The 24,098-nt window shown below is 31.1% G+C and carries 25 protein-coding genes and 1 tRNA gene; 18 read left to right on the forward strand and 8 right to left on the reverse strand.

Annotated elements, in window-relative coordinates:
• Positions 1 to 42 precede the first annotated feature (42 nt).
• The 4 genes from MBM09_RS03610 to MBM09_RS03625 all read right to left on the reverse strand — a co-directional run bounded on the left by MBM09_RS03610 (position 43) and on the right by MBM09_RS03625 (position 3,307).
• A complete protein-coding gene (locus MBM09_RS03610) occupies positions 43 to 1,221 on the reverse strand; it encodes an acyl-CoA dehydrogenase family protein (RefSeq protein ID WP_238675492.1) in 1,179 nt (392 codons plus the stop codon).
• Between the two features lie 106 nt (positions 1,222 to 1,327).
• Positions 1,328 to 2,041: a tRNA1(Val) (adenine(37)-N6)-methyltransferase gene (locus tag MBM09_RS03615; RefSeq protein WP_238676311.1), complete on the reverse strand. Its 714-nt coding sequence runs from the start codon at positions 2,039 to 2,041 to the stop codon at positions 1,328 to 1,330.
• A complete protein-coding gene (gene rimM / locus MBM09_RS03620; protein WP_238675493.1) occupies positions 2,041 to 2,565 on the reverse strand; it encodes a ribosome maturation factor RimM in 525 nt (174 codons plus the stop codon). The genes MBM09_RS03615 and rimM overlap by 1 nt, the downstream gene beginning before the upstream one ends.
• 166 nt (positions 2,566 to 2,731) lie before the next feature.
• Positions 2,732 to 3,307 (reverse strand): 30S ribosomal protein S16, encoded by a 576-nt coding sequence (locus tag MBM09_RS03625; RefSeq protein ID WP_238675494.1) that lies wholly within the window; start codon positions 3,305 to 3,307, stop codon positions 2,732 to 2,734.
• 300 nt (positions 3,308 to 3,607) lie between these two features.
• Here MBM09_RS03625 and MBM09_RS03630 point away from each other — a divergent pair, with 300 nt between their 5' ends.
• The 10 genes from MBM09_RS03630 to MBM09_RS03675 all read left to right on the forward strand — a co-directional run bounded on the left by MBM09_RS03630 (position 3,608) and on the right by MBM09_RS03675 (position 15,268).
• Positions 3,608 to 4,057: a PA2169 family four-helix-bundle protein gene (locus tag MBM09_RS03630; protein ID WP_238675495.1), complete on the forward strand. Its 450-nt coding sequence runs from the start codon at positions 3,608 to 3,610 to the stop codon at positions 4,055 to 4,057.
• Positions 4,058 to 4,218: 161 nt separating this feature from the next.
• Positions 4,219 to 8,607, forward strand: a complete 4,389-nt coding sequence (gene dnaE, locus MBM09_RS03635) for a DNA polymerase III subunit alpha (RefSeq protein ID WP_238675496.1) — start codon at positions 4,219 to 4,221, stop codon at positions 8,605 to 8,607.
• A gap of 249 nt (positions 8,608 to 8,856) precedes the next feature.
• On the forward strand, positions 8,857 to 9,174 hold the full coding sequence (gene trxA, locus MBM09_RS03640; protein ID WP_238675497.1) for a thioredoxin: 318 nt from the start codon (positions 8,857 to 8,859) through the stop codon (positions 9,172 to 9,174).
• A gap of 85 nt (positions 9,175 to 9,259) precedes the next feature.
• A complete protein-coding gene (locus tag MBM09_RS03645) occupies positions 9,260 to 9,805 on the forward strand; it encodes a ClpP family protease (protein WP_238675498.1) in 546 nt (181 codons plus the stop codon).
• Positions 9,806 to 9,820: 15 nt separating this feature from the next.
• Positions 9,821 to 10,750, forward strand: coding sequence for a DUF58 domain-containing protein (locus MBM09_RS03650; RefSeq protein ID WP_238675499.1), 930 nt, complete (start codon positions 9,821 to 9,823; stop codon positions 10,748 to 10,750).
• Positions 10,751 to 10,831: 81 nt separating this feature from the next.
• Positions 10,832 to 10,905 (forward strand) — tRNA-Asp (locus tag MBM09_RS03655).
• 244 nt (positions 10,906 to 11,149) lie between these two features.
• A complete protein-coding gene (locus tag MBM09_RS03660) occupies positions 11,150 to 12,154 on the forward strand; it encodes a LacI family DNA-binding transcriptional regulator (protein ID WP_238675500.1) in 1,005 nt (334 codons plus the stop codon).
• A gap of 346 nt (positions 12,155 to 12,500) precedes the next feature.
• The gene (locus MBM09_RS03665) at positions 12,501 to 12,647 is read left to right on the forward strand and encodes a hypothetical protein (protein ID WP_238675501.1); all 147 of its coding nucleotides are present in this window, start codon (positions 12,501 to 12,503) and stop codon (positions 12,645 to 12,647) included.
• Positions 12,648 to 12,751: 104 nt separating this feature from the next.
• Entirely contained in the window at positions 12,752 to 14,584 is a 1,833-nt protein-coding gene (locus MBM09_RS03670; RefSeq protein WP_238675502.1) for a sensor histidine kinase, read from the forward strand.
• A gap of 12 nt (positions 14,585 to 14,596) precedes the next feature.
• Positions 14,597 to 15,268: a response regulator gene (locus MBM09_RS03675; protein ID WP_238675503.1), complete on the forward strand. Its 672-nt coding sequence runs from the start codon at positions 14,597 to 14,599 to the stop codon at positions 15,266 to 15,268.
• A gap of 262 nt (positions 15,269 to 15,530) precedes the next feature.
• Here MBM09_RS03675 and MBM09_RS03680 read toward each other — a convergent pair whose 3' ends face one another.
• A complete protein-coding gene (locus MBM09_RS03680) occupies positions 15,531 to 16,034 on the reverse strand; it encodes a DUF456 domain-containing protein (RefSeq protein ID WP_238675504.1) in 504 nt (167 codons plus the stop codon).
• Positions 16,035 to 16,152: 118 nt separating this feature from the next.
• Between MBM09_RS03680 and MBM09_RS03685 the strand changes: the two genes are divergently transcribed.
• Positions 16,153 to 16,629: a hypothetical protein gene (locus MBM09_RS03685; RefSeq protein WP_238675505.1), complete on the forward strand. Its 477-nt coding sequence runs from the start codon at positions 16,153 to 16,155 to the stop codon at positions 16,627 to 16,629.
• Between the two features lie 48 nt (positions 16,630 to 16,677).
• Here MBM09_RS03685 and MBM09_RS03690 read toward each other — a convergent pair whose 3' ends face one another.
• From MBM09_RS03690 to MBM09_RS03700, 3 genes are read right to left on the reverse strand one after another with little or no spacing between them, the layout of a single operon-like run.
• Complete coding sequence (locus MBM09_RS03690) at positions 16,678 to 17,412, reverse strand: Bax inhibitor-1/YccA family protein (protein ID WP_238675506.1); 735 nt, start codon at positions 17,410 to 17,412, stop codon at positions 16,678 to 16,680.
• Positions 17,413 to 17,427: 15 nt separating this feature from the next.
• Positions 17,428 to 18,567, reverse strand: coding sequence for a glycosyltransferase (locus tag MBM09_RS03695; protein ID WP_238675507.1), 1,140 nt, complete (start codon positions 18,565 to 18,567; stop codon positions 17,428 to 17,430).
• Positions 18,564 to 19,538, reverse strand: a complete 975-nt coding sequence (locus tag MBM09_RS03700) for a lysylphosphatidylglycerol synthase domain-containing protein (RefSeq protein ID WP_238675508.1) — start codon at positions 19,536 to 19,538, stop codon at positions 18,564 to 18,566. The genes MBM09_RS03695 and MBM09_RS03700 overlap by 4 nt, the downstream gene beginning before the upstream one ends.
• Positions 19,539 to 19,568: 30 nt before the next feature.
• On the opposite strand from MBM09_RS03700, the gene MBM09_RS03705 reads away from it, so the two are divergent.
• From MBM09_RS03705 to MBM09_RS03735, 7 genes are read left to right on the forward strand one after another with little or no spacing between them, the layout of a single operon-like run.
• Positions 19,569 to 20,216, forward strand: a complete 648-nt coding sequence (locus MBM09_RS03705; protein WP_238675509.1) for an outer membrane beta-barrel protein — start codon at positions 19,569 to 19,571, stop codon at positions 20,214 to 20,216.
• On the forward strand, positions 20,209 to 20,763 hold the full coding sequence (gene ruvC, locus MBM09_RS03710; RefSeq protein ID WP_238675510.1) for a crossover junction endodeoxyribonuclease RuvC: 555 nt from the start codon (positions 20,209 to 20,211) through the stop codon (positions 20,761 to 20,763). The genes MBM09_RS03705 and ruvC overlap by 8 nt, the downstream gene beginning before the upstream one ends.
• The gene (gene hemW / locus MBM09_RS03715; protein WP_238675511.1) at positions 20,763 to 21,896 is read left to right on the forward strand and encodes a radical SAM family heme chaperone HemW; all 1,134 of its coding nucleotides are present in this window, start codon (positions 20,763 to 20,765) and stop codon (positions 21,894 to 21,896) included. Before ruvC ends, hemW begins: the two co-directional genes overlap by 1 nt.
• Positions 21,893 to 22,642 carry a cyclase family protein gene (locus MBM09_RS03720; RefSeq protein WP_238675512.1) on the forward strand — a complete coding sequence of 250 codons (750 nt, stop codon included), beginning with the start codon at positions 21,893 to 21,895 and terminating at the stop codon, positions 22,640 to 22,642. The genes hemW and MBM09_RS03720 overlap by 4 nt, the downstream gene beginning before the upstream one ends.
• On the forward strand, positions 22,643 to 23,254 hold the full coding sequence (locus tag MBM09_RS03725; protein WP_238675513.1) for a DUF4230 domain-containing protein: 612 nt from the start codon (positions 22,643 to 22,645) through the stop codon (positions 23,252 to 23,254).
• On the forward strand, positions 23,251 to 23,652 hold the full coding sequence (locus MBM09_RS03730; protein WP_238675514.1) for a GNAT family N-acetyltransferase: 402 nt from the start codon (positions 23,251 to 23,253) through the stop codon (positions 23,650 to 23,652). The genes MBM09_RS03725 and MBM09_RS03730 overlap by 4 nt, the downstream gene beginning before the upstream one ends.
• Positions 23,649 to 24,017, forward strand: coding sequence for an MmcQ/YjbR family DNA-binding protein (locus MBM09_RS03735; protein ID WP_238675515.1), 369 nt, complete (start codon positions 23,649 to 23,651; stop codon positions 24,015 to 24,017). The genes MBM09_RS03730 and MBM09_RS03735 overlap by 4 nt, the downstream gene beginning before the upstream one ends.
• Positions 24,018 to 24,098: the final 81 nt, after the last annotated feature.

Genomic DNA, 24,098 nt, shown 5'->3' on the forward strand with positions numbered 1-24,098 from the left:
TTAAGAAAGACTTAGAGTTCTATTATTGAGTTGCTTAATAAACTATTTGAAAGCATTTAAACCAGTAACATCTAAACCTGTAATGAGTAAGTGAATATCGTGAGTTCCTTCATAAGTAATTACACTTTCTAAATTCATAGAGTGTCGCATTATAGAATACTCTCCAGTAATACCCATACCACCTAGTATTTGTCTAGCTTCACGAGCAATATTAATGGCCATATCTACATTATTACGTTTTGCCATAGATATTTGAGCTGAGGTTGCAGTACCATTTTCTCTCATAACACCTAATCTCCAAGCTAAAAGTTGTGCTTTGGTAATTTCGGTAATCATTTCAGCAAGCTTTTTTTGTTGTAATTGAAATTGACCTATGGGTTTACCGAATTGCATACGTTCTTTACTGTATCTAAGTGCAGTATCGTAACAATCCATGGCAGCACCAATGGCGCCCCAAGCAATACCATATCTAGCAGAATCTAAACACCCAAGAGGTGCTCCTAAACCAGATTTATTTGGTAATAAGTTTTCTTTAGGCACTTTTACATTATCAAATATAAGCTCGCCAGTAGCAGATGCTCTTAAAGACCATTTATTATGGGTTTCAGGTGTTGAAAAACCTTCCATACCGCGTTCTACGATTAAACCATGAATACGGCCTTCTTCATTTTTAGCCCAAACTACAGCTACCTGTGCAAAAGGAGCATTGCTTATCCACATTTTCGTACCATTTAATAGATAGTGGTCGCCTTTGTCTTTAAAATTGGTTACCATTCCTCCTGGATTACTACCATGATCTGGTTCTGTTAAGCCAAAGCAACCCATCCATTCTCCAGAAGCAAGTTTCGGTAAATATTTTTTACGTTGTTCCTCATTGCCGTATTTCCAGATAGGATACATAACTAATGATGATTGTACTGATGATGTAGAACGTACGCCAGAATCTCCACGTTCAATCTCTTGCATGATCAAACCATAAGAAATTTGATCTAATCCAGCACCGCCATATTCCATGGGGATGTATGGGCCAAAAGCCCCAATTTCTGCTAAACCATTTATAATTTGTTTTGGAAACTCCGCCTTTTGCGCATATTCTTCTATAATTGGAGAAACTTCACGCTTTACCCATTCTCGTGCAGCGTTTCTAACTAATTTATGTTCATCTGTAAGTAACTCATCTAAATTATAATAATCTGGAGCTTCGAATAAGTCTGGTCTCATAAAGACAAATTTTAAAGGTTTAAAAGAAAATAATTAATGAATCTCTAATATTTTTGAGAATTCATCATTTTAATCCTTCAAATTTAATTAATCTTTATTAATATAATTACATTTTTAAATAGAAATCTTTGGTAAGATTGATATAATCTTCGGTATAGCGATGGCGTTCGGTTTCAATAATTAAGACCTCTTTTTTGATATCACTTTTGTTGAATGTAAATTCTATCAAACTTCGTTTAATTTCTGAAGTTGGGTTTCCTTTTACATGCAATATTCTGTTTGGGTAGAGGTTGAATTTTGAAGCTAAACTTACAAAGCGTTCTTCTTCTTTAAAAGGAATAATAACTGAGAACAAACCATCTTGAATTAACAATTTTGAAACACTTTGTAATAAGTGTTCAAAAGGCATAGCGTCATTAAAACGTGCTAAATCACGCTGTTGACTTTCAGTTTTGTAATTTTCAGAATAGAAAGGAGGGTTACAAATAATTAAATTGTATTGGTCTTCAATTTCTTCAGCAAATTCTTCTAAAGATGCATGATAGCAGAATAATCTATCTCCCCATTGAGAGTGCTCAAAATTATCAACACATTGCTCATAAGCGTTATCATCAATCTCAAGGGCGTCAATAACTTCCGCATTGCTTCGTTGTGCTAGCATAAGAGATAAAATACCTGTGCCAGAACCAATGTCTAAAACTGAAAAAGGCAATTTTTCTATAGATGTCCAAGCGCCAAGTAAAACAGAGTCTGTCCCTATTTTCATGGCACATTGGTCTTGATTGACTTGAAATTGTTTGAATTTGAAAGGTTTCAAAATTATAGATATAAATCAATTAAACCCTCATGGGTTTCAACTAAAATAGTTTTAGTTTCTCTGTTTACTTCTAAAATAAACTCGTCATTCATAGGAATTAATATTTCCTTTCCACTATTTTCAACTTCAAAAAGAGCTTGTGCAGTAGAGTCATTAACACCAACAATTTTACCAACCTCACCATAGTTTTTATCAAGCATAGTAAAACCTATAATTTCATGAAAATAGAATTTATTTCCTTCTAATTTTGGAAGGAATTCCAGAGGTAAATATACTTCGCTTTTTATTAAAGCATCGGCATCTGCCTCATCATTTACATCTTCGAATTGCACGCGCAATAAATCTGATTTATGAAGTTGAGAACTTTCAATAAAAAATGGGATTAATGTATTTCTTACATTAACAAACATGGCATCTAGGTTCTCATATAATTCAGGTTGATCAGTATCTAATTTGATAAGCAATTCACCTTTAAAACTATATTTTCTAACAATTTTGCCTAGATAAAAACAATCTTCTTTCTTCATGACAAATTAATTTATTTGTCACCCTGAACTTGTTTCAGGGTCTCATGTATTTATAATATGTTTTGAGATACTGAAATAAATTCAGTATGACGCAAAAATCCTTTTTACAAATAAAAAACTCCGATAATTATTATCGGAGTTTAAAAGTATAAAAAATAATGTTTTTTTATTCTTCTTCTTTAGCTACTTCTGTATCAGCAGCAGCAGCACCTTCTTCAGCGGCCTCTTCTAACGCTGCAATTTCTTCTGTAGCATCAACATTAACAGGAGCTTCAGGCGTTTCTTCTTCAACAACAGGAGCAGCGGCAGCAATACGTGCTTCATTAACAGCTTTTTCTGCTGCTAAGGCATCAGCTTTAGCTTTTGCTTCCTCTTTTGATAAACCTTCTGCTTTAGCTTGAATTTTAGCTTCTTTTTCTTCTAACCAAGCAGTAAACTTTGCTTCTGCTTGCTCTTCAGTTAAAGCGCCTTTTCTAACACCACCTGCAAGGTGATTTTTAAGCATTGCACCTTTATAAGATAACAACGTTTTTGCAGTATCGGTTGGTTGTGCACCATTTTGTAACCATTTTACCGCACCATCAACATTTAATTCTACAGTTGCTGGATTTGTGTTTGGATTGTAAGCACCTAATTTTTCTAAGTATTTACCATCTCTTTTTGAACGTGCATCAGCTGCAACAATCCAATAGTAAGGTTTCCCTTTTTTACCGTGTCTTTGTAATCTAATTTTTACTGGCATAATAATTAATTATTTGAGGTTCTCGACCTCGGTTATTAATGAGGGCGCAAAGATACTTTATTATTTTTAATTTTCAATAAAATATTAAGGCTGATTTAACTTTTTGAAAATCAACTAAAAACCTTATTTGAATTAATCATGAAATTTTGAGATGTTAAAATAAGCCTGTTAATGTTAAAATCATCATAAACGTTGTTAAATCCCTTGACATTATTGTGTTTGTCCTTTATATTATAATTGCAGATGTGAAACAATACGCATCTTAAAAGAACTTATTGGAATTTAAAATGAGAATGAATTATGAAGTACACAGAAGAAATTTCAAACAAATTAAACGAATTATTAATAAAAAATTATGATGCCGAAAAAGGGTATTTAAATGCTATTGATAATGTAAACAATGATAGATTAAAAATGTTCTTTAAAAGAAGAGCTTCTGAAAGAAGCGAATTTGCTAAAGAATTACGCACAGAAATCTTACGTTATGGCGAAGTTCCTGAAGATTCAGGAAGTTTTAAAGGTACATTGCACAGAAATTGGATGAGTTTAAAATCGCTATTCAGTTCAAACAATGAAGAAGCTATTTTAGAAGAGGCTATTAGAGGTGAAGAAGCTAGTCTTGATGAATACAATGAGATTTTAAAAGACAGAAATTTACCACCAAGTATAGATTCTTTGCTCATTAAGCAAAAAAATGCAATTCAAGCAGCCATAAACACAGAAAAAGTACACGAAGAATTAGTGTCATAAATATTAATTTTTGGTTAAGATAAACGCAACCTTTTTAGGTTGCGTTTTTTGTTTACAACTCTTAATAACTTCACTTTAAAAAAGTATTAATTCTATGTATTTTTATGCACTTCGTTTTTAATTTCTAAAACGACTTAGCAACAGATATTTAAACTCTAAGAATGTATTTAATTTTTGATACCGAAACTACAGGTTTACCAAAACGTTGGGATGCGCCTATAACAGATACTGATAATTGGCCAAGATGTATTCAAATTGCATGGCAATTGCATGACGCCATGGGTAAATGTATTGAAAGTCAAGATTATTTGGTACAGCCTGATGGTTTTAATATTCCTTACGATGCAGAAAAAATTCACGGTATTTCTACCGAATTAGCTCAGGAAAAAGGTATTCCATTAGCAGAGGTTTTAGAAAAGTTTAATGTTGCATTAAGTAAAACTAAATTTGTTGTAGGGCAAAATGTAAAATTCGACCTCAATATTATGGGAGCCGAATTTGTAAGAGAAAATGTTGTAAACCCTTTGCAAGAATTACCAGTTTTAGATACCTGTACAGAACATACAGCGAGCTTATGCCAAATTCCCGGAGGTCGATATGGTAAATTTAAATTACCAACCTTAACAGAGTTACACGAGCATTTATTCAATCAGCCTTTTGCTGAGGCGCACAATGCTACTGCCGATGTTGAAGCTACAACGCGATGCTTTTTAGAGTTGATTCGCTTAGGTGAATATACCAAAGAAGAATTAGATGTTCAGCCTGATTATTTTCAGAATTTTAAAGAAGCAAATCCACAAGAGATTCAACTTATTGGGTTAAAGCACATCAATCTTAAACAGGAAAGTGCTAAAATTCGAGAACGTCTTAAAAAAGAAGATACTAGCCAGATTTCTTCCGAAGAAATAAAACAAAATATATCTGAGTTAGAGGACGTCGATTTTGTGCATTTACATAACCATTCGCAGTTTTCAGTATTACAGTCTACTATAAGTGTAGCCGATTTGGTGGCTGCAGCTGCAGAACACAATATGCCAGCGGTAGCTTTAACAGACCACGCAAACATGATGGGAGCTTTTCATTTTGTTAAAGCTGTGAGTAATCATAACAAATCAGTAAAGGCTAAAAATGAAGTTGCTATCGAAAAAGGGGAAACTCCTAAAGCAAAAGAAATTAAGCCGATAATTGGTTGCGAGTTTTTTGTTTGCGAAGACCATACAGATAAAACCAGAAAAGATAATGGCTATCAAATTGTATTGCTGGCTAAAAACAAAAATGGCTATCATAATCTTGCAAAATTATCGTCGCACGCCTTTGTTGATGGGTTTTATTATTTACCAAGAATTGATAAAAAACTCATACAACAATATAAAGAAGATCTAATTGTACTAACAGGGAATTTATATGGAGAAGTTCCTAGCAAGGTTCTAAATATAGGTGAAAATCAAGCTGAAGAAGCTTTGCTCTGGTGGAAAGAAGAATTTGGAGATGACCTGTACATAGAGCTAATGCGCCACAAGCAGGAAGATGAAAACCGCGTAAATACAGTTTTAATTGAGTTTTCTAAAAGGCATAATGTTAAGTTAGTTGCAACAAATAATACCTATTATTGCAAAAAAGAAGATGCTAACGCTCATGATATTTTGTTGTGTGTAAAAGATGGCGAAAAGCAAGCTACACCAATAGGTAGAGGGCGTGGTTATCGTTATGGTTTACCTAATCAGGACTATTATTTTAAGTCGTCTGATGAGATGAAGGCTTTGTTTAAAGATATTCCCGAAGCTATTAGTAATATTCAGGAAGTTGTAGATAAAGTTGAAACCTACCAATTGGCGCGAGAAGTATTGTTACCTGCCTTTGATATTCCAGATGAATTTAAGGATGAAGCAGATTTAGCAGATGGAGGTAAACGAGGCGAAAATGCTTATTTAAGACATTTAACTTATGAAGGTGCCAAAAAGCGTTATGGTGAAGAACTTACAGATGAGATTAAAGAACGATTAGATTTTGAATTGAGTGTTATTGAAAATACAGGTTATCCAGGCTATTTTTTAATTGTTGAAGATTTTATTCGAGAAGCCCGAAATATGGATGTTTCGGTTGGTCCGGGTCGTGGTTCGGCAGCAGGTTCGGTTGTTGCGTATTGTTTATGGATTACCAATATAGATCCGCTTAAGTACGATTTGCTTTTTGAGCGTTTCTTAAATCCAGACCGTATTAGTATGCCAGATATTGATATCGATTTTGATGATGAAGGCAGGAGTCGTGTTATGGACTACGTTATCAATAAATATGGTAGCAATCAAGTAGCGCAAATTATTACTTATGGTACCATGGCTGCAAAGTCATCTATTAGAGATACAGCACGTGTATTAGATTTACCACTATTTGATGCCGATAGGATTGCTAAATTAATACCAACCATGTCTAAACTTAACAAGATTTTTGGTTTAGATGAAAAAGAATTAGGAAAGAAATTTAGGGCTGAAGATTTAGAAAAAGTAAATCAACTTTTAAATATTTCGGAAGGAGATGGGCTAGAAGCCGAAACTGTAAATCTTGCAAGAACCTTGGAGGGTTCTGTTCGTAATACAGGTATTCATGCTTGTGGAGTTATTATAACACCTGATGATATTACAAAATTCGTTCCTGTTGCTACCGCTAAGGATTCCGATTTGTATGTTACGCAGTTTGATAACTCGGTTGTGGAAGACGCTGGGTTATTAAAAATGGATTTCTTAGGATTAAAGACTTTAACTTTAATAAAGGACACCGTAAAAATTGTAAAGGCAAAACATGATATTTTACTAGATCCTGAGAATTTCCCACTTGATGATGAAGAAACATATGCTTTATTCCAGCGTGGAGAAACAGTTGGTGTATTCCAATACGAATCTCCCGGAATGCAAAAACACCTTCGAGATTTAAAACCAACGGTTTTTGAAGATTTAATTGCAATGAACGCGCTCTATCGTCCTGGACCAATGGAATATATTCCAAGTTTCGTGCGTAGAAAACATGGTGATGAAGAGATTGATTACGATTTACCTGCAATGGAAGAATACCTTAAAGAAACTTATGGTATTACGGTGTATCAAGAGCAGGTAATGTTGTTGTCTCAAAAATTAGCAGGATTTACAAAAGGTGAAGCCGATGTACTTCGTAAAGCAATGGGTAAAAAGCAAATTGCGGTACTTGATAAAATGAAACCTAAGTTTATAGAGCAGGCTAGTGCAAACGGACACGACGCTAAAATTCTTGAAAAAGTATGGAAAGACTGGGAAGCTTTTGCGAGTTACGCATTCAACAAATCCCACTCTACATGTTATGCGTGGATAGCTTATCAAACAGCATATTTAAAAGCGCATTACCCAGCAGAATATATGGCAGCGGTTCTTTCTAATAATATGAACGATATAAAATCGGTTACATTTTTTATGGAAGAATGTAAGCGTATGAAGCTAGATGTACTTGGTCCCGATGTAAACGAGTCGTTTTACAAATTCTCTGTAAATAAAGATTATGCAGTACGTTTTGGAATGGGAGCAATAAAAGGAGTTGGTCATGGGGCAGTTATGACCATTGTTGAAAACAGAAAAAAAGACGGTCCTTATAAATCTATTTTCGATTTAGCTAAGCGTATAGATTTGCGTGCAGCCAATAAAAAAGCTTTTGAAAACTTAGCTTTAGCAGGAGGTTTTGATGGTTTAGGAGATACACATCGTGCACAATTTTTTCATGATGAAGGAGATGGAATTACGTTTTTAGAAAAAGCAATAAAATATGGAGCAAAACACCAGGAAAACGAAAATTCTGCTCAAGTAAGTTTGTTTGGTGCTGCTAGTGATGTGCAAATTGCTGAACCACAAGTACCACCATGTGAAGAATGGGGCACTATGGAAAAACTTGGAAAAGAGCGCGAAGTGGTGGGTATTTATATTTCTGGTCATCCATTAGATGATTTTAAAACAGAAATGAAAACGTTTTGTAACGGAACTATAGCCATGTTTAATAATCTAGAGCCTTATGTGAATAGAGAAATTGTTTTTGGAGGTGTGGTTACCGATGTGCAACATCGTGTAAGTAAACAAGGTAAAGGATGGGCATTATTTACTATTGAAGATTATACAGATAGTTTTGAATTCAGGATTTTTGGTGAAGAGTATTTAAAGTTTCGCCATTTTTTAATGAAAAACAACTTTGTGTTTGTTAAAACATTTATTCGCGAAGGTTGGGTAAATAAAGATACAGGTAAAAAAAGCGACCCGAGATTACAGTTTAATAGTTTTCAGTTGTTGCATGATGTAATGGAGAATTACGCCAAAAAACTTTCTATACAGGTCGATATTAATGATTTAAATGAACAGAAAATAACGGCTTTAAAAGAATTGCTACATATGCACCCTGGGAGTAAGGCTATACATTTTTTAGTTTACGATGCTAAAGAAAAAATCAAGCTAACGATGCCTAGTAGAAAGCAAAAAGTAAAAGTGTCTCAAGAGCTAATAAGCGAATTAGAGGCTCAGAATTTTAGGTTTAAGTTGAATTAAATAGTTTTTCATTGAAAAAACGTCTTTTTGAGTAAGGTATAGAAGTGGTATCCTTTTTGCTTTTAATAGTAAAAAGGTAAAGTGGATAGCCTAGTCCCGATAGTAATAGGTATGTGTCAAAATGCTTTAAATAATTGGAAACAATGTGGCTATAAGCAAAACAAATTGCTAGCTTGTAAGCTTTAGAGATTTTTTTGACTAATTTTGTGTAATTAAAATGAATTAAGAACATATTAAAAGATAAATATTATGGCATTAGAAATAACAGATGCAATGTTTGAAGAAACGGTTTTAAAAAGTGATAAACCAGTACTTGTAGATTTTTGGGCTGCTTGGTGCGGACCATGTAGAATGGTTGGACCTATTATTGAAGAAATTAGTAATGAATACGAAGGTAAAGCCGTTGTTGGTAAAGTAGATGTTGATGCTAATCAAGAATTTGCTGCAAAATATGGTGTACGTAACATACCTACAGTTTTAGTTTTTCAAAACGGAGAGGTAGTTGGTAGACAAGTTGGTGTTGCGCCTAAAAATGCTTACACTGAAGCTATAGATTCACTTTTATAGTAGATAAAATAAAGAAAGTTAAAAAGGTTTGCCATTATGGTAAACCTTTTTTTTATTTTAGATGAATTGAAAAAAACATAAAACAATGAGTAAACCAACAAAAGTACAAGACGCTATAGATAGTAAATTGATTGAAGAACGTAAAGTGTTTTTATGGGGACAGGTAGATGATGATTCTGCTAAACATGTTATTGATAGGTTATTGTATTTAGATGCCTTAGAAACTAAGGATATTCAATTATATATTAATAGTCCTGGAGGTTATGTAACTTCTGGTTTTGCAATATATGATTGTATTAAATCTTTAAAAAGTGATGTGTCTACTATTTGCACAGGATTAGCAGCCTCAATGGGATCTATATTGTTATCAGTAGGAACAAAAGGGAAACGCTTTATTCAACCACATGCACGTGTAATGATACATCAACCAAGTGGTGGAGCACGTGGACAAGCAAGTGATATTGAAATTTCAGCTAAAGAAATTATTTTAACTAAAGAATTAAGCGCAAAAATACTTGCAGATAACTGTGGTCAAGATTTCGATAAAGTTATGAAAGACTTTAATAGAGATCATTGGATGGGGGCAGATGAGTCTGTTGCTTATGGTATTGTAGATAAAATCACCCAATAGATTTTAAAAAACTTAATGAATTTACAAAACGAACTTAATAAAGCCGAAGGTTTTAAAAATTTGGAGCTACTAGCTAAGCAAGTAGTAGAAGGGTTTATTGCTGGAATGCATAAGAGTCCGTTTCATGGGTTTTCTGCAGAATTTGCAGAACATAAAATATACAACCATGGTGAAAGTACCAGACATATAGATTGGAAGCTTTATGCCAAAACAGATAAGCTGTATACTAAACGTTATGATGATGAAACCAATTTACGCTGTCATATTATTATAGATAATAGTAGTTCGATGCATTACCCAAAAATGAATCAATTTTCTATTGATAATTTAAATAAAATTGGGTTTTCGGTTTTAGCATCGGCATCGTTAATGCATATTTTAAAAAAGCAGCGTGATGCTGTAGGACTTAGTATTTATAGTGATACTTACGATTATTATGCTCCAGAAAAAGGAAGCGAGCGTCATCATCAAATGCTTTTAAATCATTTAAGTCAAGCAGTTGTCTCTAAATCTAAAAATAAGCAAACCGAAACGTATAAATATTTACATGAAATAGCAGAAAAAATTCATAGACGTTCTCTGATATTTTTATTTACTGATATGTTTCAAACAACAGAAGATGAAACAAAACTCTTTGAAGCTTTACGTCATTTAAAATATAATAAACACGAAGTTGTTTTATTTCATGTCATAGATAAAGCAAAAGAATTACAATTCGATTTTGATAATAAACCTAAACGGTTTGTAGATGTAGAAACAGGAGAATATATCAATTTATATGCAGACTCTATTAAAGAAAGCTATAGTGAAGCGGTAGATAATTATTTTGAAGCATTACGATTAAAATGTATGCAATACAAGATTAAATATGTTGAGGCTGATATTAATAAAGATTTTAATAACATCCTCACTACATATATGATAGAGCGCCAAAAATTTGCTTAGTAAAAAAAATATATAAAAAACATAAAAAAAGATTTGTGATATAAAAAAAGGCATGTATATTTGCAACCGCAATAATGCAACGGTCTGGTAGTTCAGTTGGTTAGAATGTCGCCCTGTCACGGCGAAGGTCGCGGGTTCGAGTCCCGTCCAGACCGCAAGTATTGCTAAAAGCTCTAAGAGATTAGGGCTTTTTTTGGCAATTAAAAGAAGTTGTGTTGTTTGGTAAACACCTAGTGTTTATCAAAGGTTTAAGTAGTTAAACCAATGGAAAGCTTTCCTTTTTTCTTTACAGAAGATTGGGATGCTTTTTTGTTTTATCTCCATTCTAAAAATAATTATTAGTTGCAAAAAGTAATTTTGTAAATTGCATTTCATATTATAAAAACACATAACTAATTTATGGTTACTTTAAAACAATTAGCAAAAGAGTTGAATGTTTCAATCTCAACAGTTTCTAAAGCTTTAAATAATAGCGAAGAAATTGGTGAAGATACTGTTAGGCGTGTTAAAGAGTTGGCAGAGTTATATAATTATAAGCCAAATAAAGTAGCCTTAAGTTTAAAAAACAACAAAACAAAAACCATAGGTGTTATTATACCTAATATACTTAACAGGTTTTTAGCTAAAGTACTTTTCGGTATAGAACGAGAAGCAACAAAGCAGGGTTATAATATTATTACCTGTATTTCTAACGAATCTTTAGAAAAAGAAAAAGAAAGTTTACAATTATTGGCAAATGGAAGTGTAGACGGGTTTATCTTATCGGTTGCAGAAGAAACCCAAGTTAATAATGAAATAGAGCACTTTAAGAAAACAATTAAACAAGGCTTACCAATAGTGATGTTTGATAGAGTAGCACACGATGTATTGTGCGATAAAGTAATCGTAGACGATTTTGATGCTACCTATAACGCCACAAAAAGCTTAATTCAAGAAAAAAGAAAACATATTGCCTTTGTTAGTAATATTAACGATTTAAGTGTTGGTAAGTTAAGAGAGCGAGGTTACAATAAAGCAATTTTAGAAAGTGAAAAACACGAACCTCTGGTTCTAAAAATAGATAAGAATGATGATCACCCTGAAAAAATAAAATCTTTTTTAAAAAAGCATAAAACTATAGATGGGGTTATTGCTGCAGATAATGTATCGGGTGTAATTGCTATTAATACAGCTGTTAATCTAGGGTTAAAAGTTCCGAAGAATATTTCTGTAATAGGTTTTGCAAGCAGTTCCGAATCAAATTATTCACTTCCACAACTTACTACAATAAGGCAACATGCAAAAACTATTGGCGCTGATGCAGCTCAATTATTAATCAATAGAATTCAAAATCCTTCTGAAGAGAAAGATGTAAAAACTAAAATTGTTAAAACTAGCTTGATAAAAAACAAATCTACACTTTAAAGGATATCAACAAAGTTGTTAACAGTAAAATACACTTTATCGATAAAATAATACACTTTATCGAATATATTATTATATCATATACACTTTAACCTAATTTAGCCACTCTTAAAAGAGCGACCAAATCGTTATCCCTAAGTTCATTTTAAGAAAATTAATCCATTCAGACTTTATAAGTCTATTCCCCCTCAAAAAATATTATAAGTAATCGTTCTGCAATATTATGCAATCGATTTTATGTTAATTATCCATTTTTCCCTCAACTAAGATTTTTTTCAAAATTTTAGTTAACAGTTTTTAATTAAAACAAATAGAAAAATAGTATAACCTTAAAATCGAAAATAATATGAAATCCCTAAAAATTACTTTAATCTTAGCATTACTTTTTGTTGCATTTACTTCTTGTACAAAACAAGACTTAAACGAAGGTGATGTTTTAGAATCTCCAGAAACTGAACAAGTGCCTTATACTGGGGGTAGTGGTCATGATTAGATTATAATTTTAATAAATATAAGCCTTGTGATATTACACAGGGCTTTTTTTATTGAATAATATTGAAAAATTATAAATACATTTGAGATAAATTATTCTCAATATTGAAATATTTTAAAATTTTAGTTTGCTTCTTAGTAGGACTTAATTACGCAAATGCTCAAATAGATGATAAATTGCGTAAAATAGATTCTATTAAATCATATATAGCAATTTCTAAAACACTTGATTCTGTTTCTGTTGCACAAGAGCATTACAAAATAGGAGAATTGTATAGGCATTCTCTATTAAGTGATAGTGCTTACACCTATTTTCAAAAAGCTGAAAAAGTTTTTAGAAAATATAAACTTAAATATGAAACAGCTATAACACTTTATGGTATTGCAGTTGTTCAGTGTCTTGATAAGGATTATACAGGGAGTGAGTCTACATCAATTGAAGTAATCACTTTATTAGAGAGTTTAGAACAAAATAATAACATTAAAAAATATAGAGCTTATATTTATAATAATTTAGGAATTGTATTCGATGAATTGGAACAATTTGATGAAGCTGTAAGGTACCTTGAGTTATCACTTTCTTTAAAAAACAATTTACAAGGAGATTTTAATAGAAGCAAAGGGCTTACATTAAATAATCTAATAAAAGTCTACCGGCGTTCAGGACAATATAATTTAGCTTTTGAAAAATATGATGAAATATTTAATAACAAAAAATTAATAACTGAACATCCTGATGTCTATGTTTTAGCATTAGGTAATTATGCAAACGCATTATATCTCTCAGGAAATTCAAAAAAATTACCAGGTTTATATCTTAGAGCTTTAAACATATGTGATAGCATTAATGATAAGTATAACTCAATAATCATTCACCAACATTTAGCAGAATATTACAATAATTTAAACTTAAAAGATTCTGCTAAATATTATGCTTATAATGCTAAGAAAATTTCAGAATTTTACAATAATGATGATTTATTAAAATCTCTACTTTTACTATCAAAAATAGAAAGTGGTGAAGTAGCTAATAAGTTTTTAAAAGATTATATAAAACTTAGTGACAGCTTGCAAAAAAGTGAAAGGGCAAAACGTGATAAATTTGCCAGAATACGATTTGAAACTAGTCAAATAGAACAAGAAAACGTAAAAATAGCAAGAGAGCGTTCATGGCTTCTAATAATCTCTATAGGAACAATATTAACAGCTTTTTTATTATATCTGATTATTACCCAAAGAAATAAAAATAAAGAATTACAGTTTATACAAAAACAACAAGAAACCAACGAAGAGATTTATAACCTCATGCTATCTCAAAACGAAAATATTGAAGAAGCTAGATCATTAGAGAAAAAAAGAATTTCAGAAGAATTACATGATGGTGTTTTAGGCCGGTTATTTGGTACGCGATTAAGTCTAGATAGCTTGAATTTAAGTAATAGTGTTGAAGCTGTAAAAACAAGAGGCCAGTATATAGAAGAACTCAAAGCTATTGAGCAGGATATACGTAAAGTATCTCATGAGTTAAATACCGATTTTATTTCTGGATCTGGTTTTATAGATATAATTAAAACATTAGTAGAAACACAGGCATTAGCTTATGAAATAGAATATGATTTAGAACATGATGATGCGATAAATTGGGATTCTATTTCTAATAAAATGAAAATTCATATTTATAGAATTATTCAAGAATCTTTACACAATATATATAAACATGCTAATGCAACCCATGTAAAAATTAGTTTTAAACTAAAAAATAACGTAATTTGCTTAACACTGACTGATGATGGTTCCGGATTCGATGTAAATAAAGCAAAGTCAGGTATTGGCTTAAAAAATATGAATTCCAGAATAAAAGAAATTAACGGAACCATTAATATAACATCTAAAAAAGACATAGGAACAACAGTAACAATAGAGGCGCCAATATCCTAACGGCCACATATTATGACTGAAAAAATAAAAATACTAATGATTGATGACCATCCTATGATTATTGAAGGTTATCAAAACACATTACTTTTTACAAAAAAAGATAATCAAGAATTACATATTGATATTGCAAATAATTGTGATGAAGCCATAATGTATATGGATAAATCGTTACAAGAAAAACCATATGATGTTTTATTTGTAGATATAAGTTTACCACCCTCAACAGACGGACAAATGAGCTCTGGTGAAGATTTAGCTGAATACGCTCGTAAGATATTACCAAAAGCAAAAATTATTATTTTAACAATGTTTAATGAATCATTTAGAATTCATAACATTATAAGAACAATCAATCCGGAAGGATTTTTAATTAAAAGTGATTTAACATCTAGCGAATTAGCCAGTGCGTTTCAAAAAGTTTTAACTAATCCGCCTTTTTATAGCGGAACGGTAAACAACCATATTAGAAAAGCAATTACAAGCGATATTGTAATTGATGAAAAAAACAGAAAAATACTTCACCTTTTATCACAAGGCGTAAAAACAAAAAATCTTGCATCACATTTAGACATATCTTTAAGCGCTATTGAAAAGAGAAAAAAACAACTTAGAGAAATTTTTGAAGTGAATGATGGACAAGATGAAACCTTATTGAATAAGGCACGTGAGAAAGGCTTTGTTTAGGTAAAATCTTACAATTAGCTTAAAAAATAATTTTTTTTTTTAAAAGGTGTACTTTTTTTTACGACCAAAACCACTGCTATACTTCATTTCTACTATTTACCCGTAAAAGCATTACGGGTTTCCCACAGTTCAAAGTGAGATGTTATATTTATATTTGACTATCAACACTTCAAAAAATTAATTAATCCCTCAATTTTTTGTTGATAATAGCAATTTACAAATAAACCCTGTGGAGGTGAGAGACCCACAGGGTTTCTTCTTTTTATAATTGAAATAAGCCTTCTCTATAATCCCATAAAATTCCAATATAAAGACCTAAATAAATAATAGCCACAACAAATTTTATAAAAGTTGAAGTTAAAAAACCGATAAAAGAACCAAATGCAGCTTTAGTTGCTGTTTTAGAATCACTTTTGTTAATTAATTCGCCTATTAAAGCGCCAATAAAAGGTCCTATAATAATGCCTCCAGGTATTGGTGAAATTAAGCCAACAATTAACCCTATTGTAGTACCAATCATTCCATATTTAGTGCCACCAAATCGTTTTGTGCCAATTGCTGGAATTATATAATCTAATAGCCAAATACCAATAGCAATAATTAGAGTAATAATTAAAAAAGATTTGTCCATTGGTACAGCATCTGTAAAATGAAGAATTAAAAGTCCTACCCAACTTGTAAGTGGTCCTGGTAAAACAGGTAAAAAGCTGCCAATTACACCTAAAATCATAACAAGGGCAGCAATAATAATTAAAATAATATCCATAAATGTATTTAAGTTTTACAATATTAAGACGTAAAACCATGCCAAATGTTACAAATAGATATCTCATTAAGATTAAATTTTAGAATAAAATCGTACTTTTCGGTTTCACTTCTAATCCATGAGGCATTTTTTTGTTGGTATATTTGTTTTAATGCTCACATCTTGCGAGTATTTTAATGTAAAAAAAACATCTTCAGAAGCTATTTTAAATGAAGAGTTACAAGCTTTTAATTGGAATGATGTTGATGAATACCCTAGTTTTTCTGAATGCGATTCCTTGTCAGTAAAAGAAGATAGAAAAGGCTGTTTTCAAAGTGTTTTAACATTGCATATTTGGGAGTTTTTAAAAAATGAAAGACTTGTTGTTTCCCAAGATATTAATGATACATTATTGTTAAAATTTCAAGCAACTAAAGAAGGTGATATATATATGCTTGAAGCAGAAATGGATTCCATTACAAGTCAAGAAATTCCGAATATTAAAAGCTTGCTTAAAAAAAGCCTGGATTCATTACCTGAAATATTTCCCGCCATTAAACGTGGACAACAAGTAACTACAGAATTTAATTTACCTATAATTATCAACGTAAATTAGGTTAAAGTTATCAGGTTGAGTGAAGTCATCCAATTTTTAATTAAAGCATTAAAACCTAATGGCGAGTTTTCGCATCAACCTCAAAATTTCGGCATATAGCCAAACCAAAGTTACTAAAAGTCCCCAAGTTGCTAACCATTCCTTGTATTTTGGTGATCTGTTTTTGTGGCGTTCTATATAATCAAAATCCAGAAGTAATGATAAAGAAGCAAATATTGCTGCGGCAATATTAAAAATAATAGCAGGCCATGAGGTGCACCAAATAAACACTTTAATACCAAAAAAGCTTAAAATCCAAGAAATGATATAAATCACAAATATACTTGCAACGGCAGTAATAATTACACTTCGTAGTTTTTTAGTCACTATAATTATTCTGGTTTGATAAAGTAAAAGCATTACAAAAAATGTAACCACAGTAATTCCTATTGCTTGGTATGGTAAATTAGGGAAACGTGCATGTGCATAAATACTAATGCTACCTAGAAAAAAACCTTTGGCAATTGCGTAGAGTGGCACTAAAACATGTGCCCAATGTTGGCGAACAGAAATTACAATACTAATAATAATAGCTGCAAGCATCCCACCCATTGAATACCATTTTATGTCTGCACCATCTCTATATAGTTTCCATACACCAAATGAGATAATGACCATTATAGCTATAGAAAGCATAGATTTTATAAAAATACCAGTAACACTCATGGTTTTAGCATTCGTTTTGCCACCGCCAAAAAAGTAACTTGTAAATGCTGGGTTAGAGGTTTTATTTAAAAAATTCATAGTTGTAAATTTAATCTATTTTTTAAAATCTCTTCCTTTCCATTTGTAATTAGAAAAAGCAGAAATAAAAGCTACATAAACACTAAAAAAAGGATACACTAAAAAACCAAGAAAGTATCTGGTTAAAATGTCTTTTTGATTAAAAAAGTTTGCTGATTTATAAATTAAAAAGAAGTCAATACTTAACTTAATAATTAATATGTAAAGCCAAATTTTATAGTTAAAAACATTTAAAACGGATAGTAATAAGCCTATAATTATTAAGGCATTCATAAGTAAAACAATAAGTCCAGTAAGTTTACCAAACCAATTGTTATAAGCACTTGTTTTTGATGCCCAACGAATACGTTGAGATAGTAAATGTTTCCAAGTTGGTTGAGAATTTGTTGTTACAATAGCTTGTTCACATTTTAAATAGACAAGCTGTTTTGGGTGTGATTTTAAGACCTTTTCTAGAAAAAAAATGTCGTCGCCACTTGCAATGTTGTTGTTTCCGTTAAAACCATTCAATTCGTTGAATAATGCTTTTTGGTAAGCAAAATTAGCACCGTTGCATAAAAAGGGTTTATTGATGCCAAAGCCGCCTATAGTAGCGCCTTGTAAACTTAAAATATCAAGTAATTGAAACTTGTGTAAAAAAAGCTTTTGTTTAATATAAGTAACTGGAGCTACAATACATTTTGGTTTTGTTTTTTGTATAAATTCATCAAAACTATCGAGCCAGTACTTTGGTAAAATACAATCGGCATCTGTGGTAATAATCCAATCATATTTAGCTTTTTTTATGGCAGTTGTTATAGCATCTTTTTTAGGTGAATTGGATTGTCTTTTACTTTTAATAATTAACATGTTACCTTGAGCGCAGTCTAATGGTCTTGAATTTATAAAATGCTTTAAAATTGTAACCGAATTATCTTCAGAATCATCATCAACATAAATAATTTCAAATAGGTGTTTCGGGTATTGTAATAACTTAATAGATTTCAATAAATCTGGTAAATTTTCAGCTTCATTTCTAAAAGGAATAATTATAGAAAATTTAGTTTTAGCCGGAATATTTTCTAAATAAAAAGATTTTACTTTATCAAAACCATAGACAAAACATCCTATTAAAAATAGATAAAGAAAAGTTACAATAATGCTAATTATTATCATAACGTATCATTGTTTTTAGGAAAATTAAAATTAAGTACATAGTAACTTCCAAAAAAGCTTGGTAGCACAAAGTTAAGTAGCCACATAATAATAATAATGCTCAAAATAGTGAGCTCGTTTACCTGAATAAAAGAGAATAAATACACAGCAACACTGCCTTTAATAATGACATCAAAAACAAAAACCGATGGAATTATTGAAGCTAATAAATACATAGAAGTTATCACTTTCATGGCATTAAAATAGGAGATATCAACATTAAAAATGCTTAATAAAAAATAAAATTGAAATGAAAAAAGAGCATAACGTAATAATGATAACAAAAAACCTAATGCTAGTTTGTTTTTTGGATATTCAATAACAAATTGTTTTATCTTATTTAATGAAAATCCTTTTATGTTGAAGTTGCTTTTAGTTAATCCGAAGGCTGCTAAAATGAATATGGTTATGCCGATTAATAAAAACCTAGAAAGCTTATAATGGTTTATTTCAATATTATTTTCTAGTGCAAAAAAGCTAAATCCAATAACACCAAGTAAAACGGTAACACTCATTTGCAAAATATTACTCAACAAATTTATTAATACAATTCGCTTTCTGTAAATGGAGCTGTAGTAAATGGCTTTAGCCCCATATTCGCCAATTCTGTTTGGTGTAAATAATGATGCAGTTAATGCGCCTAAACTTTGTTCGAGAGCGTTTTTAAAACTAATTTTTTTAATAAAACTCACCAGTTTTTTCCATTTTAAAATTTCTAAAAACCAGTTACAAATGCTTAAAAAGACTAGCAAAATGACTGTTTTTACCGAAAAAACATTCTTTTTTGTTAAAAAATCAACAAAAACAGAAAATTCAATTTCGTCATTATTTGCTAATTTTTGATAGATAAAATAAAAAGCACCAACTACAATACTCAATTTAATGAGCACAAAAAAGAATTGCTTAGTTTTGTATGGCAACGAATACATCATATGAATTGCAAATTAAACCAATATTACGGTATGTCTTCAATTTTTAAAATTTATAAGAAACTTTTTATAACGGTAATCTTTACTTCATATGGAGTTTTAAGTTTTTCACAAGGAGATACAAGTACGGTTAAAGCGCAATTTGCCTTGGGTTTAAATAATCCTTCAAGGGATGGTTTTGTTCAAGGTTTTGAAGGGCAAATTTATAATTTCCCAACAGTAAATTTAGGTGTTCAGTATATGTTTACGCCAAAACTTGGTGCTAAATTAGATTATGGTTTTAGCAGAATTTCAAATCAAGAGTATGCTCAAGATTTTAAACTAAATTACTCTCGAATAAATTTACAAGTGGTTTACAATGCTACATCTATTTTTAGCTTTTTACCACAGCGTATGGGGACTTTTATTCATGCAGGACCTGGTTTTTCTATTTTAAAACCTTTAGGAAATTTTACTCAAAATGAAACGTCGTATCTCAATACAATGGGTGGAATAGAATTTCATTACGGTATTTCAGATAAACTTTCGTTGTATTTAGACGCTTCTTATATTTTAGGATTTGAAGATGATTTTATTCCAATTTCTAATGGTTTTGGCTCGTTTAACGGAAACCTTTTAACCGTAACCATTGGCGCTTCAATATCGTTAAGTGGATGCTATTATTGTGAACAGAATGACTAAGGAAAGAATTATTTTAGGAATAGACCCAGGTACAACCATAATGGGTTTCGGACTCATAAAAGTAGTTGGAAAAACCATGACATTTTTACAACTAAATGAGTTAGATCTTAAAAAGTACGACGACCATTATTTAAAACTCAAGCTTATTTTTGAACGTACCATAGAACTTATTGACACTTATAATCCCGATGAAATTGCTATTGAAGCACCTTTTTTTGGTAAAAATGTGCAAAGTATGCTCAAGTTAGGAAGAGCGCAGGGTGTTGCTATGGCTGCAGGTTTAAGCAGAGAAATACCAATTACGGAATATCTGCCAAAAAAAATAAAAATGGCTATTACAGGTAACGGAAATGCTAGTAAAGAACAAGTGGCAAAAATGCTTCAAAGTTTATTGGGTCTTAAAACTTTACCAAAAAATTTGGATGCTACCGATGGTTTAGCCGCAGCAGTGTGTCATTTTTATAATTCTGGAAAAGTTACGGTTGGTAAAAGCTATTCTGGTTGGGATGCTTTTGTGAAGCAGAATGGAGATAGAGTTAAAAAATAATGTCAGGCTTATACATCCATATTCCATTTTGCAAGCAAGCTTGTTATTACTGTGACTTTCATTTTTCTACGTCTTTAAAAAAGAAAGATAAGCTCATTCAGGCTTTAGTAAAAGAATTGGAATTACGTAAAGAAGAACTAGGAGATGAAACTGTTGAAACCATTTATTTTGGTGGTGGCACACCAAGTTTGTTAACCAATCAAGAATTAGAATTACTTATAGATTCTGTTTACAAGTATTTTAAAGTTTCGGAAAATCCAGAAATCACACTCGAGGCAAATCCAGACGATTTATCTGAAAACCGAATAATTGAATTATCTAAAAGCCCAATAAATCGTTTAAGCATTGGTGTTCAATCTTTTTTTCAACGCGATTTAAAGCTCATGAATCGAGCTCATAATGCCAAAGAAGCAAAAACTTGTTTGTCTGTCGCAACGCGTTACTTCGATAATATTTCAATCGATTTAATATACGGCATTCCAGATTTAACTCATGAAGAATGGATAGAAAATATTGAAACCGCATTATCTTATAATATACCCCACATTTCAAGTTATGCTTTAACTGTTGAACCTAAAACAGCTTTAGAAAACTTTATTAAAAAAGGGGTTGTGAAGAATGTTGATGATGCATTAGCACAAGAGCAATTTCATATTTTAATAGACAAGTTAGAAGCTGAAGGTTTTGTGCATTATGAGCTGTCAAACTTTGGGAAACCTGACTATTTTAGCAAAAATAATTCGGCATATTGGTTAGGAAAACCATATTTGGGCATTGGTCCTTCGGCACATTCTTTTAACGGAAAAGACCGTGGTTGGAATGTTAGAAATAACTCAAAATACATAAAATCTATTCAACAAAATATATTGCCAATTGAAACAGAAACCCTTTCTGTAACCGATAAATATAACGAATATGTTATGACTGGTTTACGAACTATTTGGGGAGTTTCCATAGAAAAAGTTGAAACAGATTTTGGCAAAAACTATAAAAAACACCTTTTAAAACAATCTGAAAAGTATATAAATCAACATTTATTGTATATTGATGATGCTAAACTATTAACAACAAAAAAAGGCAAATTTTTAAGCGATGGTATCGCTTCAGATTTATTTAAAATTAATTTATCTTGATTACAACAATTCAATACAAATCCAGAAAACTTCAAATAGATTTAACGCAACCCATAGATATTTCTATACCATTAAGGGCATCAAAAAGTAATGTGAATGCATGGTATGTAGATGCTCCAAAAATTGAACCCGTAAAAGATGGCGAATGGATTGCTACGGTAAAAGATGGTGCTTGCATAAATTTTAATAATATTTATTTTAACCCACATGCTCATGGAACGCATACAGAATGTGTTGGTCACATAACACAAGAAGTACATTCTATAAACAAAAATTTAAAACAATTTTTCTTTTTGGCAGAGGTGATTACAGTGGCGCCAGAAAGTTTAGATGGCGATTCTGTTATATCTAAAAAGCAATTGCAATTTGCTATAGGCAATAAAAAAAGAGAAGCGATTGTTATTAGAACAATACCTAACACAACGGAGAAATTGTCTAAACAATATTCTAATACAAACCCACCTTATTTATTAAAAGATGCTGCCGTTTATTTACGAGAAAAAGGGGTAAAACATTTGTTAATAGATTTACCGAGTGTTGATAAAGAGAAAGATGAATGCCAACTTTTAGCTCATAATGCATTTTGGAATACGAAAGGTAAATTAAGGTTGGATGCTACAATTACGGAGTTTATTTTTGTACCCAATAAGGTAGAAGATGGGGCTTATTTTTTAAACCTTCAAATAGCACCTTTTGAAAATGATGCTACACCAAGCAAACCAATTTTATATAAAATATTAGATTAAATGGAAGCTTTTTTAGGAATTATAATTGGGGTTTTAGTAACGTTAGGAATTGTTACTTACGTAAAGTCTTTAAAAAAGAAAAGCTTAGTAAATGCACAATCTGTTCTACTATTAGATAAGATTAAAAAAGTGTGTAAGTTTATTACTGTTGAAGGTGATTTTGCTGAAATTTATCATTATGAAGATGTAAAAGAACGCTTTTTAAAAATGATAACCAGTAAGAAAAAAGCCTTAGTAGTTATAAATGCTAAAGCTCATGTAGGTTATGATTTGTCTAAAATTATATTGAAAGCAGACAATACTAATAAAAAGATTTTATTGGAACATTTTCCTCAACCTGAAGTATTATCTATAGAAACTAACTTAAATTATTATGATAAAAGCGAAGGATACTTTAATAAGTTTGAAGCTACAGATTTAACAGGTTTACATAACGAAGCTAAATCGCATATTCAAGACAAAATACCAGAAAGCGGTCTTATTCAAATTGCTCAAAAGGAAGCTTTAGAAACCATTTTGCTTATTGAAACTATTGTTGAAACTATTGGTTGGAAGCTGGATTATTCGGCTTTAAAAATTGAAGACAATAATCAAAAGTTAATTAAGAAATGATAGAAATATCAACGGATAAAAAACGACTTCAAATTACAGTTATTCATAAGTTTTTAACCGAAAGCTATTGGGCAAAAGGAAGAAAAATTGAAGAAGTAAAAAAGTCCATTAATAATTGTTTGTGTTTTGGTGTTTATGTAAATGAAAATCAAATAGGTTTTGCTAGAATAGCCACCGATTATACTGTTTTTGCTTACTTAATGGATGTGTTTATTTTACCAGAATACAGAGGTAAAGGTTATTCAAAACAATTAATAAAAGCTATTAACGAAGAACCAAAATTACAATCCTGTAAAGTTTGGATGCTTAAAACAGCCGATGCTCATGGACTTTACAAACAATTTGGTTATACAGAATTAAAGCATCCTGAGAAAGTAATGGAACGTATTTTAAAATGAATATAGAGCAATACAGACAATATTGTTTAAGCAAAAAAGAAGTGACCGAGCATTTTCCTTTTGATGATGATACTCTAGTTTTTAAAGTTTTAGGAAAAATGTTTGCCTTAGCTTCATTAAAAGAGTGGGAGTCAGGTGAAGGTTTTATAAATCTAAAATGTGATCCAGATTATGCTTTAGAACTCAGAGAAAATTACACTTCTATAAAACCTGGTTATCATATGAACAAAAAACTCTGGAACAGTGTTTATATTCATCATGGTGAACTATCTGCAAAACTTATCAAAGACTTAATAAATCATTCTTATGATATGGTTATTAAAAGTATGTCCAAAAAAATGCAAGTTAAATTAAGTGAGCAATAAAAATATCTTATGTTATAGCAACTACTTTTTTTTGTACATTTGACTATCATCTCTCAATCCCTTAGATATTTATTAGCATAA

It is taken from the genome of Flaviramulus sp. BrNp1-15, assembly GCF_022259695.1.
Taxonomy (GTDB): domain Bacteria; phylum Bacteroidota; class Bacteroidia; order Flavobacteriales; family Flavobacteriaceae; genus BrNp1-15.

Excerpts from the sequence above, each read along its gene's own strand:
- MBM09_RS03705 (WP_238675509.1), top strand. The coding sequence starts at position 19,569 with ATGTCTTCAATTTTTAAAATTTATAAGAAACTTTTTATAACGGTAATC.
- MBM09_RS03630 (WP_238675495.1), top strand. The coding sequence starts at position 3,608 with ATGAAGTACACAGAAGAAATTTCAAACAAATTAAACGAATTATTAATA.
- MBM09_RS03735 (WP_238675515.1), top strand. The coding sequence starts at position 23,649 with ATGAATATAGAGCAATACAGACAATATTGTTTAAGCAAAAAAGAAGTG.
- MBM09_RS03645 (WP_238675498.1), top strand. The coding sequence starts at position 9,260 with ATGAGTAAACCAACAAAAGTACAAGACGCTATAGATAGTAAATTGATT.
- rimM (WP_238675493.1), bottom strand. The coding sequence starts at position 2,565 with ATGAAGAAAGAAGATTGTTTTTATCTAGGCAAAATTGTTAGAAAATAT.
- MBM09_RS03650 (WP_238675499.1), top strand. The coding sequence starts at position 9,821 with ATGAATTTACAAAACGAACTTAATAAAGCCGAAGGTTTTAAAAATTTG.
- MBM09_RS03725 (WP_238675513.1), top strand. The coding sequence starts at position 22,643 with ATGGAAGCTTTTTTAGGAATTATAATTGGGGTTTTAGTAACGTTAGGA.
- MBM09_RS03675 (WP_238675503.1), top strand. The coding sequence starts at position 14,597 with ATGACTGAAAAAATAAAAATACTAATGATTGATGACCATCCTATGATT.
- MBM09_RS03610 (WP_238675492.1), bottom strand. The coding sequence starts at position 1,221 with ATGAGACCAGACTTATTCGAAGCTCCAGATTATTATAATTTAGATGAG.
- MBM09_RS03690 (WP_238675506.1), bottom strand. The coding sequence starts at position 17,412 with ATGAATTTTTTAAATAAAACCTCTAACCCAGCATTTACAAGTTACTTT.
- hemW (WP_238675511.1), top strand. The coding sequence starts at position 20,763 with ATGTCAGGCTTATACATCCATATTCCATTTTGCAAGCAAGCTTGTTAT.
- MBM09_RS03685 (WP_238675505.1), top strand. The coding sequence starts at position 16,153 with ATGAGGCATTTTTTTGTTGGTATATTTGTTTTAATGCTCACATCTTGC.
- MBM09_RS03695 (WP_238675507.1), bottom strand. The coding sequence starts at position 18,567 with ATGATAATAATTAGCATTATTGTAACTTTTCTTTATCTATTTTTAATA.
- MBM09_RS03660 (WP_238675500.1), top strand. The coding sequence starts at position 11,150 with ATGGTTACTTTAAAACAATTAGCAAAAGAGTTGAATGTTTCAATCTCA.
- ruvC (WP_238675510.1), top strand. The coding sequence starts at position 20,209 with ATGACTAAGGAAAGAATTATTTTAGGAATAGACCCAGGTACAACCATA.
- trxA (WP_238675497.1), top strand. The coding sequence starts at position 8,857 with ATGGCATTAGAAATAACAGATGCAATGTTTGAAGAAACGGTTTTAAAA.
- MBM09_RS03730 (WP_238675514.1), top strand. The coding sequence starts at position 23,251 with ATGATAGAAATATCAACGGATAAAAAACGACTTCAAATTACAGTTATT.
- MBM09_RS03665 (WP_238675501.1), top strand. The coding sequence starts at position 12,501 with ATGAAATCCCTAAAAATTACTTTAATCTTAGCATTACTTTTTGTTGCA.
- dnaE (WP_238675496.1), top strand. The coding sequence starts at position 4,219 with ATGTATTTAATTTTTGATACCGAAACTACAGGTTTACCAAAACGTTGG.
- MBM09_RS03680 (WP_238675504.1), bottom strand. The coding sequence starts at position 16,034 with ATGGATATTATTTTAATTATTATTGCTGCCCTTGTTATGATTTTAGGT.
- MBM09_RS03625 (WP_238675494.1), bottom strand. The coding sequence starts at position 3,307 with ATGCCAGTAAAAATTAGATTACAAAGACACGGTAAAAAAGGGAAACCT.
- MBM09_RS03700 (WP_238675508.1), bottom strand. The coding sequence starts at position 19,538 with ATGATGTATTCGTTGCCATACAAAACTAAGCAATTCTTTTTTGTGCTC.